Source organism: Paenarthrobacter sp. OM7 (genome assembly GCF_029873575.1).
Lineage (GTDB): Bacteria > Actinomycetota > Actinomycetes > Actinomycetales > Micrococcaceae > Arthrobacter.
The window spans coordinates 273,784-290,159 of the sequence record NZ_CP123579.1 but is presented as its reverse complement, the minus strand read 5'-3'; the positions used below and the strand labels follow the sequence as shown (position 1 = coordinate 290,159).

20 protein-coding genes are annotated in these 16,376 nt (G+C 60.3%); 5 read left to right on the top strand and 15 right to left on the bottom strand.

Features of this window, described 5'->3' with window-relative positions:
- On the bottom strand, positions 1-303 hold the full coding sequence (locus tag QEH68_RS01435; RefSeq protein ID WP_089593256.1) for an urease subunit gamma: 303 nt from the start codon (positions 301-303) through the stop codon (positions 1-3).
- Positions 304-504: 201 nt separating this feature from the next.
- Between QEH68_RS01435 and QEH68_RS01430 the strand changes: the two genes are divergently transcribed.
- Positions 505-1,026 (top strand): flavin reductase family protein, encoded by a 522-nt coding sequence (locus tag QEH68_RS01430; RefSeq protein ID WP_207595836.1) that lies wholly within the window; start codon positions 505-507, stop codon positions 1,024-1,026.
- 148 nt (positions 1,027-1,174) lie between these two features.
- Here QEH68_RS01430 and QEH68_RS01425 read toward each other — a convergent pair whose 3' ends face one another.
- The 5 genes from QEH68_RS01425 to QEH68_RS01405 all read right to left on the bottom strand — a co-directional run bounded on the left by QEH68_RS01425 (position 1,175) and on the right by QEH68_RS01405 (position 4,537).
- Positions 1,175-1,381, bottom strand: coding sequence for a ribbon-helix-helix protein, CopG family (locus QEH68_RS01425; RefSeq protein WP_223941739.1), 207 nt, complete (start codon positions 1,379-1,381; stop codon positions 1,175-1,177).
- 24 nt (positions 1,382-1,405) lie between these two features.
- Complete coding sequence (locus QEH68_RS01420) at positions 1,406-2,506, bottom strand: D-TA family PLP-dependent enzyme (protein WP_280625866.1); 1,101 nt, start codon at positions 2,504-2,506, stop codon at positions 1,406-1,408.
- An 18-nt stretch (positions 2,507-2,524) separates the two neighbouring features.
- The gene (locus tag QEH68_RS01415) at positions 2,525-3,529 is read right to left on the bottom strand and encodes a LacI family DNA-binding transcriptional regulator (RefSeq protein ID WP_280625864.1); all 1,005 of its coding nucleotides are present in this window, start codon (positions 3,527-3,529) and stop codon (positions 2,525-2,527) included.
- Positions 3,530-3,586: 57 nt separating this feature from the next.
- Positions 3,587-3,994, bottom strand: a complete 408-nt coding sequence (locus tag QEH68_RS01410) for a RidA family protein (RefSeq protein ID WP_207595832.1) — start codon at positions 3,992-3,994, stop codon at positions 3,587-3,589.
- A gap of 237 nt (positions 3,995-4,231) precedes the next feature.
- Positions 4,232-4,537: a hypothetical protein gene (locus QEH68_RS01405; RefSeq protein WP_280628066.1), complete on the bottom strand. Its 306-nt coding sequence runs from the start codon at positions 4,535-4,537 to the stop codon at positions 4,232-4,234.
- Here QEH68_RS01405 and QEH68_RS01400 point away from each other — a divergent pair.
- Together QEH68_RS01400 and QEH68_RS01395 are read left to right on the top strand one after the other, a co-directional pair.
- The gene (locus QEH68_RS01400; RefSeq protein WP_242703604.1) at positions 4,421-4,978 is read left to right on the top strand and encodes a GAF and ANTAR domain-containing protein; all 558 of its coding nucleotides are present in this window, start codon (positions 4,421-4,423) and stop codon (positions 4,976-4,978) included. The two genes, QEH68_RS01405 and QEH68_RS01400, sit on opposite strands and share 117 nt — an antisense overlap.
- 114 nt (positions 4,979-5,092) lie before the next feature.
- Positions 5,093-5,467, top strand: a complete 375-nt coding sequence (locus tag QEH68_RS01395) for a hypothetical protein (protein WP_280625862.1) — start codon at positions 5,093-5,095, stop codon at positions 5,465-5,467.
- Positions 5,468-5,470: 3 nt separating this feature from the next.
- On the opposite strand, the gene QEH68_RS01390 is transcribed toward QEH68_RS01395, so the two are convergent.
- Entirely contained in the window at positions 5,471-7,006 is a 1,536-nt protein-coding gene (locus QEH68_RS01390) for an alpha-N-arabinofuranosidase (RefSeq protein ID WP_280625860.1), read from the bottom strand.
- Between the two features lie 135 nt (positions 7,007-7,141).
- On the opposite strand from QEH68_RS01390, the gene QEH68_RS01385 reads away from it, so the two are divergent.
- Entirely contained in the window at positions 7,142-7,762 is a 621-nt protein-coding gene (locus QEH68_RS01385; RefSeq protein ID WP_280625858.1) for a class I SAM-dependent methyltransferase, read from the top strand.
- A 67-nt stretch (positions 7,763-7,829) separates the two neighbouring features.
- Here QEH68_RS01385 and QEH68_RS01380 read toward each other — a convergent pair whose 3' ends face one another.
- The 5 genes from QEH68_RS01380 to QEH68_RS01360 all read right to left on the bottom strand — a co-directional run bounded on the left by QEH68_RS01380 (position 7,830) and on the right by QEH68_RS01360 (position 12,430).
- Complete coding sequence (locus QEH68_RS01380) at positions 7,830-8,315, bottom strand: hypothetical protein (protein WP_280625856.1); 486 nt, start codon at positions 8,313-8,315, stop codon at positions 7,830-7,832.
- A 185-nt stretch (positions 8,316-8,500) separates the two neighbouring features.
- On the bottom strand, positions 8,501-9,514 hold the full coding sequence (locus QEH68_RS01375) for a hypothetical protein (protein ID WP_280625854.1): 1,014 nt from the start codon (positions 9,512-9,514) through the stop codon (positions 8,501-8,503).
- 706 nt (positions 9,515-10,220) lie between these two features.
- Positions 10,221-11,042 (bottom strand): hypothetical protein, encoded by an 822-nt coding sequence (locus QEH68_RS01370; RefSeq protein WP_280625852.1) that lies wholly within the window; start codon positions 11,040-11,042, stop codon positions 10,221-10,223.
- 201 nt (positions 11,043-11,243) lie between these two features.
- Positions 11,244-11,840, bottom strand: a complete 597-nt coding sequence (locus QEH68_RS01365; protein ID WP_280625850.1) for a hypothetical protein — start codon at positions 11,838-11,840, stop codon at positions 11,244-11,246.
- 23 nt (positions 11,841-11,863) lie between these two features.
- Entirely contained in the window at positions 11,864-12,430 is a 567-nt protein-coding gene (locus QEH68_RS01360) for an alpha/beta hydrolase (RefSeq protein WP_280625848.1), read from the bottom strand.
- Positions 12,431-12,807: 377 nt separating this feature from the next.
- Here QEH68_RS01360 and QEH68_RS01355 point away from each other — a divergent pair, with 377 nt between their 5' ends.
- Positions 12,808-13,131 carry a hypothetical protein gene (locus QEH68_RS01355; protein WP_280625846.1) on the top strand — a complete coding sequence of 108 codons (324 nt, stop codon included), beginning with the start codon at positions 12,808-12,810 and terminating at the stop codon, positions 13,129-13,131.
- A gap of 450 nt (positions 13,132-13,581) precedes the next feature.
- Here the strand turns inward: QEH68_RS01355 and QEH68_RS01350 are convergent, their stop codons facing one another.
- From QEH68_RS01350 to QEH68_RS01340, 3 genes are all read right to left on the bottom strand, one after another.
- Positions 13,582-14,415: a hypothetical protein gene (locus tag QEH68_RS01350; protein ID WP_280625844.1), complete on the bottom strand. Its 834-nt coding sequence runs from the start codon at positions 14,413-14,415 to the stop codon at positions 13,582-13,584.
- Positions 14,416-14,563: 148 nt separating this feature from the next.
- Complete coding sequence (locus tag QEH68_RS01345) at positions 14,564-14,707, bottom strand: hypothetical protein (RefSeq protein WP_280625843.1); 144 nt, start codon at positions 14,705-14,707, stop codon at positions 14,564-14,566.
- Between the two features lie 185 nt (positions 14,708-14,892).
- Complete coding sequence (locus QEH68_RS01340; protein ID WP_280625841.1) at positions 14,893-16,155, bottom strand: choice-of-anchor P family protein; 1,263 nt, start codon at positions 16,153-16,155, stop codon at positions 14,893-14,895.
- Between the last annotated feature and the right edge of the window lie 221 nt (positions 16,156-16,376).

Genomic DNA, 16,376 nt, shown 5'->3' with positions numbered 1-16,376 from the left:
CTAGCGGATGGGGTGGTGGACTGTGACGAGCTTGGTGCCGTCAGGGAAGGTGGCTTCGATCTGGACGTCGTGGATCATCTCCGGCACGCCTTCCATCACGTCTTCGCGGCGGAGCAGGGTGGTTCCATAGCTCATGAGATCAGCAACGGTCCTGCCGTCACGGGCACCTTCGATGAGTTCGTAGCTGATGATTGCCACAGCCTCGGGGTAGTTCAATTTCAGCCCCCGCGCTTGGCGGCGGCGCGCCAGGTCGGCAGCCACCACGATCATGAGTTTCTCCTGCTCGCGGGGCAAAAGATGCATCGAATCTCCTTGTACGTGGGCACGACCGTGACAGTTGTGACCAGCGTAGGGACCGGAAGTTTCAGCTACGTTTCCAAATCGTCTCAACGGGGGGTCGAATTTTTCCCGAATTGACCTCAACTTAAGTTGAGGTCTTAGCATCGTTCAGGTGCGCTTCCGCAGAGCGGCGCCAACCCCTCCCAGTCCCACGAAGGTTCATGAATGTCCCATCACACCCCCTTGCCGGCAGAGCCGGTCGGCGAGCTCTTCAAGTCCGCCTTCCGCTCTCATCCAGCAGGAGTTGCCATCATCACCGCGTCAGGACCGGAAGGAGCCGTAGGGCTCACGGCGTCCTCGGTGGCATCGGTGGCGGTGGATCCGCCGACGCTGGCATTCTCCGTCACAGGCGGCCGATCAGCTTCGCATATCGCTGCCGCGCAAACGATCGTCGTGCACCTTTTGGGCGCGGACCAAGTGGACCTCGTTCGCACTTTCGCGGACCCACTAGCCCCGCGCTTCACCAGCGACATGGACTGGGAACTGCTGCCCACAGGCGAGCCCCTGCTCAGGGAAGCTCCATGGGCGCTGCGGTGCGAAATCGTTCATCGGGCACCACTGGGTGGCTCCGTGCTGTTGGCCGCAACCGTTGTGGATATCCGATTCAGCCCCGCCGATTCGGCCCCGCTGGTCTACCACAACCGGGAGTTCCACACCCTTTTCCGCAGCGAGCAGGCGGTTGGCTGACCGCGCCCTTGGGCTAGCGGGTCACAAGGTGCCGGGAAATCTTGGCGGCGGAATCCCGCAATTCGATGGCACCCGCGGCAACTCCGGCCACAAGCTCAAAGCCCTCGTCGGAGGTGTTGAAGGGCATCTTCGATGTCCAGGTACGCCGTCACGCGTCCTCAAGGCGCGTCAGCAGCTCCGCATCATGACTCATCACGAAATCCAGTCCCTCGCTGATTTCACGTCGTCGCGCATGACGCTGCAGAACCAACTCTGCGCCCTGCAACAGGAGCGCGGACTTTGAGGTGTGCTCCTCTGCAGCCAATTTCTCCAGTCGTCGATCAAGGTCCTCAGGGACGCGCAGATTCATAGCCATGTTTCGGTGGTACTAAAACGGTACCTAGTTGTTCCGGCCCCTGGCGGCCACGGCCCACTGCTCCACCACAGCCCCATCCCGCACCACAGTAACTTCGTCCACCAGATTCATGGTCAGGCACACGTGGTTGGGGATCACCCGGAGCCGGGTGCCAAGCGCCGGAAGTTCGGACGAGTCCGGCCAGACAACCGTGGCGTGGTGCTCAGACAGCGCAGTGACCCTTGCTTCGGGGTATTCGGGAAGCCGTGCGTATCCGGTGGCCCAATCCGGGCGGTCGCTGCCCAGGATCTTACTGCCAGCGTCCACCACCACCCGGCGCACGTTTCCGCCTGCGGCTTCGTGCCTGCTGACAACGGTGGCAGCGACAGTCAGTGCAATGTCGTCCCACGTGCACCGTTCAAGCTCCAGTTGCTGGGCATCGCCGAACACGTAGACTCCCGGACGGAGCTCCGTGGCCACCGTTTCGCCGTCAATCAAGGCGGTAGGCGTGGATCCTCCGCTGATGGTGGTCACCTCGAAGCCGGCCTCGGACAGTGACGTCGCAGCCAAGCCAAGTGCCTCATTCTCGTTGCTTGCCGCACCAGTCGGCATGCCGGGCTTGTAGCTGTGGCCGGGGAACGTGAAGACGCCCTGCACGCTCAGTCCTGCAGCAGCCGCCGCGTCGGCAACAGCCACCACTTCATCCGGCAGCACGCCGCTGCGATGGTGTCCGCTGTCCACTTCGATCAGCACCTCAACGCTGGCTGCCTCGGCTCCGAGTTGGCGACCCATCGCCGTCGCGCTGTCCGCCGAATCGACGCCAACAGCCAGGCGGCACGTTGCTGTCAAAGCCCGCAGGCGATCAGCGTGCGTCGCTTCAACCCAGAGTGGGTACGCGATGAAGATGTCCTTCACGCCGTCCGCTGCGAAGACTTCGGCCTCGCCGATCGTGGCAACGGTGATCCCTACGGCCCCGGCTGACAGCTGCTTTCGCGCGATCTCCAGGGTCTTGTGCGTCTTGACGTGCGGCCGAAGCTTGAGTCCCCTGCTGAGCATGCTTGCCGCCATGCGTTCGATGTTTCGGTCAAGGACATCGAGGTCGATCATGACAGCAGGGGTAACAACTTCAGCGGGGATCACGTTCATTCCACAAACACTAACGGCCTACGGCGCCGACTGCCTGACCCGCAATTCGAACTTCGCTTCCGGCTGCTGGACAGTGGGCGCCGCGTTCTTGGCTTCAATCCGCTCGATGAGAAGTTCGACGGCGCGCTCCGCAATTTCCGTACGCCCCGGCGCCACTGTGGTCAAAGACGGCGAGGCGAACCGCGCCTCGTCAATATCATCAAAACCAGCAACGGCGATCTCCTCCGGGACTCTCCTGCCACGGACCAGAAGCTCATGCAGCGCCCCCAAAGCGAGGGCATCGTTGAGTCCGAAGACAGCGTCGAACTCCACTCCGCTGTCCAGGAGCCTGGCCGTGGCGGCAGCGCCGCCATCCCGCCGCCAATCGCACGGCACCACCAAGGCAGGATCGTAAGGCACCCCAGCGTCAGCGAGCGCAGTCTTGTACCCCTCAAGGCGCAGGCCGTTACTGCCGGTGGTGTCGCCGTCGCGCGCCCCTAAAACGGCTATACGACGGCGGCCGCCAGCCAGCAGGTGCGTGGTGACCGCAGCGGCGGCTTGATGATTTTGAATGAGGACCATGTCCAGCCGCGGATCCTGCACGAATTCACCCAGCAGGACCAACGGCTTCTTGCCCGCGGCAGCGATGATCTGTTCAGCGTCCAGGGCGAGTGGAATAAAGAGGAGGCCATCAGTGAGAGTGCGGAACTGGCCCTGGAGCGCCGCCTTTTCGTGCTCAGGCTCATTTCCGGACTGCTCCACGAGGACACGGTAGCCCCGCGCCCAGGCCGCCTTCATGATGTCCGACGCCAACTCGGCGTAATACGGGATGGAAAGGTCGGCGAGGACCAATCCGAGCATGCTGGTCTTGCCCGAGCGGAGGCTGCGGGCCGTCAGGTTGGTCTCGTAACCCAGCTCATCGATCGCGTCCAGGACGCGCTGTTTGGTGGCGGGGCGGATGAACTCGTAGTTGTTGATCACGTTGGAAACCGTCTTCAACGAGACCCCGGCAACGCGCGCAACGTCGTTCATGGTGACGGCCATCAAAGTGCTCCTTTTGTACTGTTGGCATACATCGTTGCAGATCAGGCCTTGATGGAGTCAGTCCATGACTGCAGCGACGGCCTCGATCTCCACCAACTGATGGTCGTAGCCAAGGACGGTGACGCCCATGAGGGTGCTCGGGACGTCATGGTCGGCGAAGGCGGCACGGACCACGTTCCAAGCGGTGACGAGATCGGCCTGCTGGGTCGAGGCAACCAGGACCCGGGTGGAAATGACGTCCCCGATTCCCGCTCCGGCGGCGTCCAAAGCCAGCAGCATGTTTTCGACCGACTTTTCCGCTTGGGCTTTGTAGTCCCCAATACCTGCCGTGGTCCCGTCCTCGTTCAGCGGGCAGGATCCCGCCAGGAAGACAAGCCGGGCTTCAGCCGGGGCGGTCGCCGCATACGCGTACTGAGCTGCTGACGTGAGCCGGTCGGAGCGAATGAGGGTGACTGCATTAGGCATGGGATTCCTTCGTTTGTCGGGTTGGTTCCATGTGAGTCCATCCCATCACGGTCCTTTGCCCTGTCATGTTGATGGGCAACGGCGTAGTGTCACAAGTAAGAGATTTCGGGTGCTGACGGGACCGGGGTTGATATTCGGGCTTTGCGCGATTACGAGCGCTCTGCCGCCCAGTTGGAGTTGCTTTGACTCCGGCATTGCATGAAGCGAGGCCCCGTGGCCCAGCACAACACAGCCCCATCAGCACAAAAACAGGCCGATGGGGACCTGACAGATTTTCTGGTGCGACTTCAGGATCTTTTGGTGGATAACGCGGATATGCGCGCGTTTCTTGAAGACTTCGCTTGCATGACCGCAACCAAGCTGACCAAAAACGGGAATACCATAGCTTGCGGCGTAACGGTCATTCGGCAGAAAAAGCCGGTGGCCGTGGCGGAAAGCGATACCCTCGCCCGGAGACTTGACCAAATTCAGAATAGTTTCGACGATGGACCGTGCCTCACGGCCCTCCGGACCCGGACCATTGCCCATGTCCCGGACGTTCATAGTGAGCAGCGTTGGCCGGATTACATGACAGCGGCCGCCGCAACCAACGTCGGCTCGATTTTGGCCCTGCCCATGGAACTGAACAGGACTGCGGAGGCCGTGGTGAACCTCTACTCCACACGCCAGCACGGCTTCTCGGAAGAAGACATCATGGCCGCTGAGCGGGTTACGGCTACTGGGGCCAAGGCGCTTCACCTCGCAGTGAAAATGGCACAACTGCGGGACGCACGCGACAACCTTACGGCCGCGTTGGAGTCCCGCGCGACCATCGATACCGCCGTCGGTATCATCATGGCCCAGAACAGGTGTTGCCGCGACGCAGCTTTCCAAATCCTCGCCAAGGCCTCGAGCCATCGGAACGTCAAGCTCAGGACCGTGGCAGCCGGCATCATCGCCAAAGTTGGCGGGGACCAAAGGATCACAGCGAACTTCGAAGAATGACCTTTTAGCTTCTCCCCTTAGCCGTCACACATCGCTCATCCCCTTGCAACGCGCCCGCAACAAACATGCGGAATGCTGGGGTCACATGGACGGCGAAGAGTGAGGGGAGCAGACATGAGCATTGCAAACAGGGATCTTTTCCAAGCCCTTAAGACGCAGGCCAGCCTCGCGCAGGCGTTCGGCAGCATGCCGGGCAGCAAGGAAGAACCGCATCCGCTGAGCCCGGGTGACTACATCGAGGCCTGGCATAACGGCCGACTCTATCACCGGGGCACCGTGGTCAAAACCGTTGCGGGCACCGACCTTTTCTGGCTAACGGACGATACCGGAAGCCGCCGGCTCCTGGACATGGAGTCCATGGAAATCGTCACCGTTGACGAGCCGACTCCGGCACCCGCATCGCAGGCGCCGGACCCAACTCCGTCAGCTACGGTCACACCGATCTCCGCGTACCCCATGTTCCACGACGGCACGCAGCAGATCGCCTAGCTTTCAGTTGACCTGGTCCTCCAGCGACAGCCGGATCATGGTCCAGCTCACGGCCGGAAGCGCGGCGGTGAGGCGACCGCCGTCGAGCTTCACACTGACGTTCTCGGACGGCAGGACCGATGTCGAATCGTCGGCAGTGGCCTGCCAGTACGGGTCCTTATTCGAGTAGGTGACGGCCTCAACGACTTTGCTTGCGTTGAGGCTTCCGACGGCGGCATCCAGCGTCAGCGCGTCCGTCGCCGAGCGGTTTACTGCGAACACCACGGCCTCCTTGGCTTCTGCATCAAAGGTCGCCACGGCTGACAGGGCGGTGAAGCCCGACGTCTCTTCGGTCTCCAGCAGCGGGGATTCGACGGCGAGGTTCAACACAGTGCCCGAGGCATTCTGCGAAGTGAGCGCAAACGGGTGGAACGTGGTCTGCCTCCAGGCCCGGCCGCCCGGCTCAGTCATGATGGGTGCGATCACGTTGACCAGCTGAGCCAGGCTCGCGGAGTGGACGCGGTCCGTGTTGCGCAGCAGCGTGATGAGAAGGTCTCCCACCACCACGGCGTCGGCAACCGTGTACCGGTCCTCGAGGAGCACTGGCGCCACGGGCCAGTCGTCTCCGGTGGGCACCTTGGACTCGTCGCGGGACATGTGCCAGACGTTCCACTCATCGAACGAAATATTGACCTGCTTCCCGGACTTGTTGGCCGACTTCACATGGTCGATGTGCGAGACCAGGTCCTTGATGAACGCCTCCATCCGGTGTCCGGCTGACAGGTGCTCCTGCAGATCGCCGAAGTCCTCAAAGTACTGGTGCGCCGAGATCAGGTCCACCAACTCGTACGTCTCATTGAGGACCACGCGCTCCCATTCGCCGAACGTGGGCATGGTTGGTCCCGAACTTCCACAAGCCACCAGTTCCAGGTCCGGGTTGACCATGCGCATCGCCCGCGCCGTCTCGGCGGCAACCCGCGCGTACTCGTCCGCCTTCTTGTGGCCGATCTGCCAGAAGCCGTCCATCTCGTTCCCGAGGCACCACATCGTGATGTTGTGAGGCTCGACGGCGCCATTCGCCTTGCGCTGTTCGGACAAGGCCGTTCCACCCTTGATGTTGGAGTACTCCAGCAGGTCCAGGGCTTCCTGCGGGCCCCTGGTACCCAGGTTGACCGCCATCATGGGTTCCACGCCGGCCTTCTCCGACCACTTTGCGAACTCGTCCACGCCCACCAGGTTGGGATCGCTGGAGTGCCAGGCGAGGTCCAGCCTTGTTGGGCGGTCTTCTTTGGGCCCCACTCCGTCTTCCCAGCGGTACCCCGAGACGAAGTTTCCGCCCGGGTACCTGACCGTGGAGACGCCGAGTTCCTTGGTGAGGTCGAGGACATCGGTGCGGAAACCGTCGTCGTCGGCTTTCGGGTGCTCAGGCTCGAAAATGCCCGTGTAGACGCAGCGGCCGAGGTGCTCAACGAAGGCGCCGAATGTCTTCCTCCTGACGGGGCCTACGACGAACGCGGGGTCGATGGTGATTTTGGCCGTGGGGTTTTCTGGGTTTCCCAAAGGGTGGGTCCTTGTCTGCTGGTTTTGCTGGTTCTGCTTGCCGATTTACAACGTTATAGAAACTATGCTGACGTGGCCTTGGTGTGGGAGTCAAGAGATTTCTTGCCGGGCGTTCCGGCTCTTAGGCTGAGTTCCATGACGTCGGGAGTTGTGAGAGCCGCCTATTCGGCCCGTGCAGCCGAGTACACCTCGTTGTTCGGAGCCATCAGCAGTACCCATCCGGCCGACAGGGAGCTCGTGTTGTCATGGGCCCAGGGATTGTCCGGGAAAGTCCTCGATGCCGGCTGCGGGCCTGGGCAATGGACAGCCTTTCTGCACTCCGACGGGGTGGACGTCCAAGGCGTGGACTTGGTACCGGAGTTTATTGAGACAGCCAAGCAATTCTGCCCGGATGCTCAGTTCTCTGTCGGGTCACTTGAACGGCTGCCCACCCCGGATCACTCATTGGCGGGAATATTCGCCTGGTACTCACTGATTCACACTCCCCCGGCTGGGATCACCCGGGTTCTGAACGAGTTTGCCCGGTGCCTCAAACCTGGCGGGAGCCTCCTGCTCGGCTTCTTCGCTGGCCCGGCGGGCGAGTCATTCCCGCATGCAGTGACTCCCGCCTATTTCTGGTCTCTGGAGGAGATGTCGGGACGGTTGCAGGAAGCCGGTTTCAGCGTGATTGGCACACACTCCCGCGCCGACCCCGGAGTGCGTCCCCACGGGGCCATCGTCGCGCAACGGCTGCTCACTCCCGGTCGCGTTGGCTGAATGCACCTACGCGCATTGATAACTGTGCACCAGCCCAGAGTCAACAAGGGGCCGAGGCTCTTCAGCTCTACTTCGTGATTGGTGAGGGGCTGTCGCTTGCTTCCTGCCTGTCCAGCTCCTTGTAGATTGCGGTCTGGTCTCCGGCGACGCAGACAGTATCCATTTCCAGGCCGGAGCCTTTGACATTCGCGGTGAAGGATATGAGGTTTCCGCCGTTCTGATTGGCGTAGAGGCGGACGAGGCCAGGGTCCAACAGGTTGGTTTCGACGCGGGTGTTATAACCCTTCGATTCCCAGAACGTTTTGACCACGTCCGTTGAAGCTTCCAAGTCGAGGGTTTCCATGGTTTGGCTCATGACGCTGTAGTTCACGCCCTCCCTTCCATCACCTGCATTGTAGGCGCTGTTTCGGGTGCCTTTATCGACCCATTTCTGGGGTCCGATGGCTTTTTGGGTTTCGACTTTGAAGGCGTGGAGGTCCGCGAGGGCTTGTTTGAGTTGTTCGACCTGGGCTTTGACGGTTGCGGGGTCGCTGGGGTCGCTTGAGCCGGTCATGGGGATCTCCAGGGTGTGCAGGCGCTCAGTGCAAGGGCCGCGCCGACCAACGTCGCGAGTAGGCGGCGGCCCGCGAGCCGGGCTTTGGGTTCAAAGGGCATGTGGTTCACTCTTCCTGAAGCCGTTCCACAGGCCACAAGCCAGCACGAGGCGACATAGGCAGCTCCTTTGGCGCACCAGACAGCCTAATTAGCAGACGGAGAGGAGCCGGGGCTAAAAGGGATCCCGTAAATTTCGGGGTACAGCTCCTTGTAGATTGCGGTCTGGTCTCCGGCGACGCAGGCGCTGTTCATCTCCAGGCCGGAGCCTTTGATGTTTGCGAAGTAGGACAAAAGGTGTCCGCCGTTCTCGTTGGCGTAGAGGCGGATGAGGCCCGGTTCCCTGGGGTTGGTTTCGGTACGGGTGGTGAAGCCCTTGGATTCCCAAAACGCTCTGACCACGCTTACTGATGCTTCCAGGTCCACGGGGTCAGGCGTTTGGGTCAGGATGCTGTAGTTCACGCCGTCTTCCCCGTCGGAGGTTCTGCAGTCCATGTTACGAGTGCCCTTATCGACCCATTTCTGGGGTCCGATGGCTTGTTGGGTTTCGGTTTTGAAGGCGTGAAGATCCGCGAGGGCTTGTTTGAGCTCGTCGACTTGGGCTTTGACGGTCGCAGGGTCGCTGGGATTGGCTGAGCCGGTCATAGGGTTCTCCGTGGTGGGTGTGCAGGCGCTCGGTGCAACGGCCGCGCAGACTAACGCGGCGAGTATGCGGCTGGTCTTTAGACGGAAGGCGCGGGATTGGGACACAAATTCGCGCAGCTTGCCAGGATCAGCTGAGCTGGTTGCGCCTCCCGCTGCGCCGGCGAATCGAACCCGGTCGCTCGCGGCAAACACCGCAGAAATCGTCGGTGCAGCGACCGGCCATTCCATGGGCATCGGATCGATCGCCACGCTCTGGAAAGTCTGAAAGTGTTGTTCACGGACATCGGCGCGTTGCTGCCAGGCAAGCCGGCCCCGGTCATCGGCCCGGACAGCCAAAGCGTGGTTGAACAAGGTCGCATAGCCGCCCTTAAAGTCCTCCATCGCATAACCCGTGGCGACACCCAGGAAGCTACCTTCGGAGCGCAGGGTCTGATCCGCGGAATCAGCAGCGCTGGTCAAAGCGTCGGCGGCGCCGTCGTCGAACGCAATCTCCACCGCCGTATCAAAGATCCGCACGCCGAGCCCCCTCACTTGAATAATTAATCCATCGAATAGCATAACTGAAGGAGCCAGAGTGTGCGGGAGCCCACGCAGTTGATTGCGCTCAAGAACTTGTCAGGCATTCTTGTAAGCTTGAGGCCGGGTGAACCTCATGGCGACGGGGTTCCCTCTAAGCACCACGAGGTAACACTGACATTGGTGGACGGGTCAACATTCCCGTTGCCGAACTCCGAATGGCTGAGCAATGCAGGCGCAGAACGCATGGAGCGGCTTCTCCACGGCCTTTATGCCGCACTAGTCTGAATGAATGGCACTGCTACTAGAACAGCGCCGGGCGTCGTTTGCGCGATGTCTCGCAGGGTTGACTCATCAAGTTCAAGCGCGCCGCGGCGTCTTACTTCCTCCCGGAGTTTTCCACTACGCTGTCCAGAGTGTCCGTTGGCGCGGGCGTGATTTTGACCTCGCTTAGCTTCTCAGCCTTGTCGGCCACGTCGTTCAGTCCGTTGATGAACAGCAACGGTGGGTTTATGACTAGCGCTGGTGGCCCGGCGATCGCATCCTCCGGATGTACCGCTTCTCGCCGGTACAGCAAGATGACACACCCCAGATCATCGCTGGCGAATGTGCCCACCTATCACAAGGACCGCCTCAGGGAAGCGTTTAGGAAGCTCTGGTCGTAGACAGATCGCCCCGATGTTAGAACCTTGAAGGCATGGGATGGTCACATGTTCTTCTTCATCTCTCGCGTCATCTCGTAGTAGGACTTGAGCCGCGGGACGGGGTAGCTGGTCAGCCCGTGGAGCCGACGGATGGTGGCCGCGCCGCGGGTGAGCCCGTTCGCTTTGAGAACCCCGGAAGCCTTGCTGATGATTGAGCTGAGCCGGGCAACTTCAGAGCGCAGGGCTTGTATCTCATTCCATTCCTGGACCTTGGCTGCACCAAGCCAGCCTTCGATGATGGCCGCCGCTTCGGTGAGATCTTCTATACGCGGCCGGGTTGATGATCCGCTGATGGTCCATCTCTTCTTACCCAACCTGCCTAGGGAGACCAGTTCAAAGTGCTCTTCCCGGGCCTCATTCAGCACCTTCGCGAGCTCCGACTGAACTTTAGACGGATCATTCATGGCCAGCCGTCGAGCCAGTTCCATGGACGCGTCCAAGGCCAGGATCAACTCTCCGTCATCCTCGAAGCACAAGCTGTCTACGAACTCTTCCCACCGAATGGAGTGGAGTTTACGGAAGGCCTCGGGGTCGCTCACCGCTGTTACTCCCGCATAATTCCCAGCCCAGTAGTTGAGCGAGTTTGTCTTGTCGAAACACCCGAATGTAAGTTCAACGACTTCGGCGTCTACGTCAGATGCGCGGGCTGAGGCGCTGGCTATCGCCTCCCATTTCGCTTCTGTCTCCTGGAATCGGGCAAGGTCCCCCCATGGGCATTTGAGCCGGCCGATGGGAGCCCAGGTCTCTTCGCCTTCTTCCTCGATCGCTACGAAGGCGATGTAGGCGCGATGGGGATGCTTGATTCCCAGTTTGACAACGCGCACTTCTTGAAGGCTGTCGTTCTTACGTGCTCGGTATGCCCAGTGGGAGTTGATCGCTAGTTCTGAGGCTTGCTTGACCATTGGTGGAACTTATCAGCAGGAAACGTTCGCGAGATAGAGTCCATTGCCTCGGAAGGGAGGTCATCGGCTAGCTTCAAGTGCCTATGGTCGTAATGCCGGCAGAAGGAGCGTGCTGTAACGGCTCTACTTTGTGGTCGGCGAGGGGCTGGGGCTCGCTTCCTGCCTGTCCAATTCCTTGTAGATTGCGGTTTGGTCTCCGGCGATGCAGACGGTGTCCATCTCCAGACTGGAGCCTTTGATGTTTGCGTAGTAGGACAGAAGGTGTCCGCCGTTCTCGTCAGCGTAGAGGCGGATGAGACCTGGGTCCCGGGGGTTGGTTTCGGTTCGGGTCGTGAAGCCCTTGGATTCCCAGAACGTTCTGACGACGTTTACTGACGCTTCCAGATCGACGGGGTCGGAAGTTTGGCTCAGGATACTGTAGTTCACTCCGTCTTGCCGGTCGGATGTGCTGCAGGCGCTGTTGACAGGGTTGTCTGTATCCGCCCATTTCTGGGTTCCGATGACTTTTTGGGTTTCGGTTTTGAAGGCGTGGAGATCCTTGAGGGCTTGTTTTAGTTCTTCTACCTGGGCTTTGACGGTTGCGGGGTCGCTGGGATTGCTTGAGCCGGTCATGGGGTTCTCCGTGGTAGGGGGCGTGCAGGCGGTCAGTGCAAGAGTCGCGCAGAACAATCCGGCGAGTATGCGGCGGGCCTTGAGCCGGGCCTTGGGTTCATGGGGCATGTGGTTCACTCTTCCTGAGTTGTTCAACGGCCCGCAAATCCAGCCGGTGGCGATACCGGTCGTGCGCCTGGCAGGATTCGGTCTCCGTTGCCGGTTGTTGTTAGGGCAGCTTCATACAGGGCGGTGGTTCCCTTGTCTAGGTACCCGTAACCGCCACCGCCCTTTTCGTTCACCAGTGTGTTGTGTTCGGTCGTGCCTTCATAACGGGTCCCCTCGATTGTGGCCTCTTCCGAGGAGAACACTTTCGCACCGAAGGACTCCAGCCGCGGATCCTGGCGTTGGAAGCGACCCAAATCAGCCAGTCCGTCACCGCTGGCTTCGGTGGTGTAGACCTGCCCGGCGGGCACGTGGAGATCTCCGGCGTTCCGGATCTCTTTCTCTATCCCGGCGGAGCCGAGCATCGTGAAGGAAGCGACGTTCAATTCCGCGGCGGCAAGGGCGTTGGACGTCACGGTGGTGCCGTAGGAATGGGCCAGTACGTGCAGGGTCTCCGTGGTCCTGCTACCCAAACCCTCTCTGACGGCGTTGAACCCCTGGAGGTCTGTGACGAAGCGTTCGGCGCCGGCCCGTGCTGCGTCGCCGCTGTTCACAGTCGGAACCGTGGGCGGTTCATGTTGATCCACGCCACCACAGCGAAGGTCTCGTTCTCGGAAAGCAACTGCTGGTGCCGCTGGAGGTTCGCGGCGTTTCTTGCCCAGTCATTGAAGCCGCTCTGGGGCGTGGCCCTGTGACCGTATTGGGCGCCTCTACCGCTTCTCACCAGCGCAGCAGGATGAGATAGCCCAGAGTATCGCCGGCGAGAAGCCGCCTGCGTACGACAAGGACAGGATCAACGAGGCGCTACGGATGCTCACCGAGGGCACCTAGGGGGTACGCGCTCAGTGCTTAGCCTGATCCCACCCACAACGTATGGCGGCTTGCGGCAGGATGGATGTATTGCCTATGCCCACCCAAATGAGGACCTCCAATGCCCAACATAAAGCCCTACCGACTTCACCGAACCTGGCATCTGGCCCAAATGCTTAATTTCCTGCAGGCGAACGGCGAGGTGGAGTGGGAGTACGACTACGACGACGAGAACAGCCGTGCCATCTTCCATATTCAGGAGCCTTCAAGCCTGCGCAAGTCGCTGCAGACAAAGCCGGCTGAGGCCGTGGCTCAACGCCTGGCCAACAAGCTGCGTATAGTGTGGGCGCCCGTTCCACACTACGGAGGCGAGCAACAGTGGCAGGATACCGTAGAGCGCATCGACGCTATGAAAGCCGGTCAATCCCCCAAGCCGTGGGAATGAGATCATCTTGGCCAACGTGGATCTAAGGCTGGGCGTGCATCGAGAACAGAACGCGAACACCAGAGGCGTGCTAAAAGATTAGAGGGCCAAGAGGAAGCGCGGTTCGCGAGACGACTCGCTGCCGCCGCAGTCGTGCAGTCCGGCGCGGCCATGTCCAGTTTGGAGTTTGCTTGGGGTCGGGTGGACCACGTAAAAGCCCGCTCCGTGGAAAGCCTCACTGAAGAGCCTCAGGAATTCATGCGTGCGGCAATTTCGAACAATGGTCACGCCCAAGCCAACTTCGACATTCGAATCGCCTTTGGGTCAGGTCCAATCCTGGCCGGCCACGATGTCATGAAGGCAATCCGAGCCATCCACGACTACGTTAGGAACACGATTGTGCGCTCACTACTTGAGTACTCATAGCGCTTCAGCTCGGACGGTGCTGGTAGGTTGGACCGACTTGCACACCTAGTCCTCCGCATTCTCGACATTCGAATGCGCTTTCAGGCCCTCATTCATTTCCTTGCTCATCTCGAAATACGATTTGAGTCTGGGAACAGGGAATCGGGTTGGACCGTGGAGCCGGCGGATGCTGGCCGTGTCGCGGATGAGCCCGTGGGCGTGGAGAACCCCTGATGCTTTGCTGATGATGGAGCTGAGCCGGGCAACCTCTGCACGCAGAGCTAGTAGTTCGTCCCAATCTTGAACTTGTGAAGCGCCGATCCACCCCCTGATGATGGCTGCCGCTTCGGTGAGGTCGTCAATACGGGGGCGGGTGGAGGTTCCATTCCATGTCCATCTCTTCTTGCCAACCTTGCCGAAAGAGACGTCCTCTAGATGCTCTTCGGAGGCTTTGCCCAGCTCCACGTCAAGGGCATATTGGATCTTCTCCGGGTCACTGACGGCTAGCCGACGGGCCAGCTCCAGAGTGTCCTGAAGGGAAATGATGATTGCACCGTTGTCCTCGAAACACAGGCTACCGAGGAACTCTTCCAAGGGAATTGAGTGCCGCACCTGAAACGACGCCGGGTTTTCCACGGCAGTCACGCCATGGTGGTTCCCCACCCAGTAATTCAAGGAACCCGCCTCGTCAAAGCAACCGAATACCAGCTCTACCACTTCGGCCTCGACGTCAGAAGCATGCCCCGATGCCGCCGCAATGGCCACCCACTTCGCTTCGACTTCGTTGAAGCGATCGACGTCTTCCCAACGGCACTTGAGCCGGCCGATGGGCGTCCACATCTCTTCGCCTTCTTCTTCGACGTCCACCAACGCGATGTAGGCACGTTTCGGATGCTTCACGCCAAGCTTGACGACTCGCACCTGTTTTAGAGGCTGTCCCTTTCGAGCACGATAGGCCCAACGTGAGTTGACGGGCAGTTCCGATGGGTGCTTGACCATGGGTGGAATCTAACAGCCGAGATCGTTGCGGAGTAGCTCGGACCAGCGGCTACCTATTTTTACCCTTCAGTATCAGCACTAGGTTCAGCCCAATTGAAGCCTCATGGGGGTCGTCCGAGGCTTTGAGGTCTTCGGCGAACTGGTGGATGTCGGCGAGTTTGTCGCCCGATCCTGGGCGGAGTTCAACGGTCATGTAAACATGCTGACCCCGCATGCTGAAGGATTGCTGTTCAAACCCGGGGCGTTTGTCGTGAGCCCTCACATGCTGTGATTATAAATCGGCACGGAATCAAGGAACGGTCCGCCACCGAGTGCGGTGACGGACCGTTCCTTTGTTACTGGCGGGTCTTGAGAAGGCCCGAGGCTAGCTCTGGGACCCTAGAGGCCCACTGCTGTGTTGGAGTAGCCGATCTGGATTTTTGACCCGGTGGGCAGCGCTCCGATGGGCTGGTTGAGGACCACTTCAATCATCGTGACGATGATTGTCGTGGACGACTTGCTGACCTTGTGCAGGGTTACCTGACCGAGGCCCGGGACCTGCACGACGGTGTTTGGGGCGACTGAGGCGTTTATAGCCGGAAGTCCCTTGATCCTGAGGTTGGTGAAGGTGGAGGTGTCCGTGAGCGTTGCCGTGGTGGCACCTGCCGCCCGTGTTGCGCTTGTCTCGGCCTTGATGGCGTCAGCCTGGATCAGACCGTTGAGCACATTGAGCCCCGCGAGGGTGTTGGTCACGGTGCTCTTAGGTTGCGGAGTGAGGACACCGTTGGTGGTCGTTGTCGCTGCTCCTGCGGTGGCTAGGCCCGGGATGTTTACTCCCGCGACGTTAGCTGTTGTGGTTCCGCCAGCGCACCTGACATAGGCCAGTGCAGTGGGGCCCGAGTTGAGGAGACCACTAGCCACGGTAGCCCTGGTGCTGTAGCCGGTGCCGGACAGGTAACCGGTCTGAGGGGCGACAAGATTGGCGGTGCTGACGCCGAGACGGATGTCCGTTCCAGCGGCTATGCCAACAAGGCCGGCCTTCAAAACTTCAACTCGCAGAGCTGTGGTCGAAACCTGGTAGACGCCGTTGACGAGGCGCTTTTCCTGTCCGTTCAGGGTGATTTTGCCAACGGAACCAACAATCGGTGCCTTGAGGTCGAGCACGGTGTTGGCACCCGGAGTGGCACTGACCGGGAGACCGAGGACCTTCAAATCCGCGATGTTCGTGGCGTTCGCGCCCGAGAAGGCACCTGCGGTGTTCTTATCCGCGGAGCTTTCAGACGTGATGGCACCAGCAGTGACCAGCCCGCCCAAGAGGTTAGCGCCAGCAATCGTGGACTTGCTTTCAATCCGTTTGCCCGTAGTCGTCAGCAGGGTTTTGACGCTGGTGGAAGCAGCACCAACGTTTCCGACTGCGGGCACAGTCAGTGCTGCAGCGGTGTTCGTGGCGGTCTTTCCGGTCGCGCCGGTACAGCTAATGCTGGAACTCGCCGTAGGACCAGACGTTAGTGATTTGTCAGTGTTGAAAATGTACGAACCGTACGCTGAACCGGAGAACCCGGTCGTTACCTGCGAGGGTGTGGTTGCAGCAAAGGCCGGTGTCGCCGACCCTGCAAGCGCAAGCGTTAATGCCCCTATTAACGCAACATGCGAGCGTTTCATGTAATACTCCCCAGAATGTGATGCGAGGTCGCAAGGATGCTTGCGACGTTGCTAACCGTACAGTCCGTAAAGAGCCCCCAGCAAGAGATCCGCTGTATGCGGTATGGCTTTCCCCCAATATTTCTTCGCACAACCAGAGCAAGCAAGGGACGTGCACTGACATTTGTGGGTCCGACCATATGTTGGGCTGAGAGGTCTTTGCCCCGCCGACGTGTTCCAGA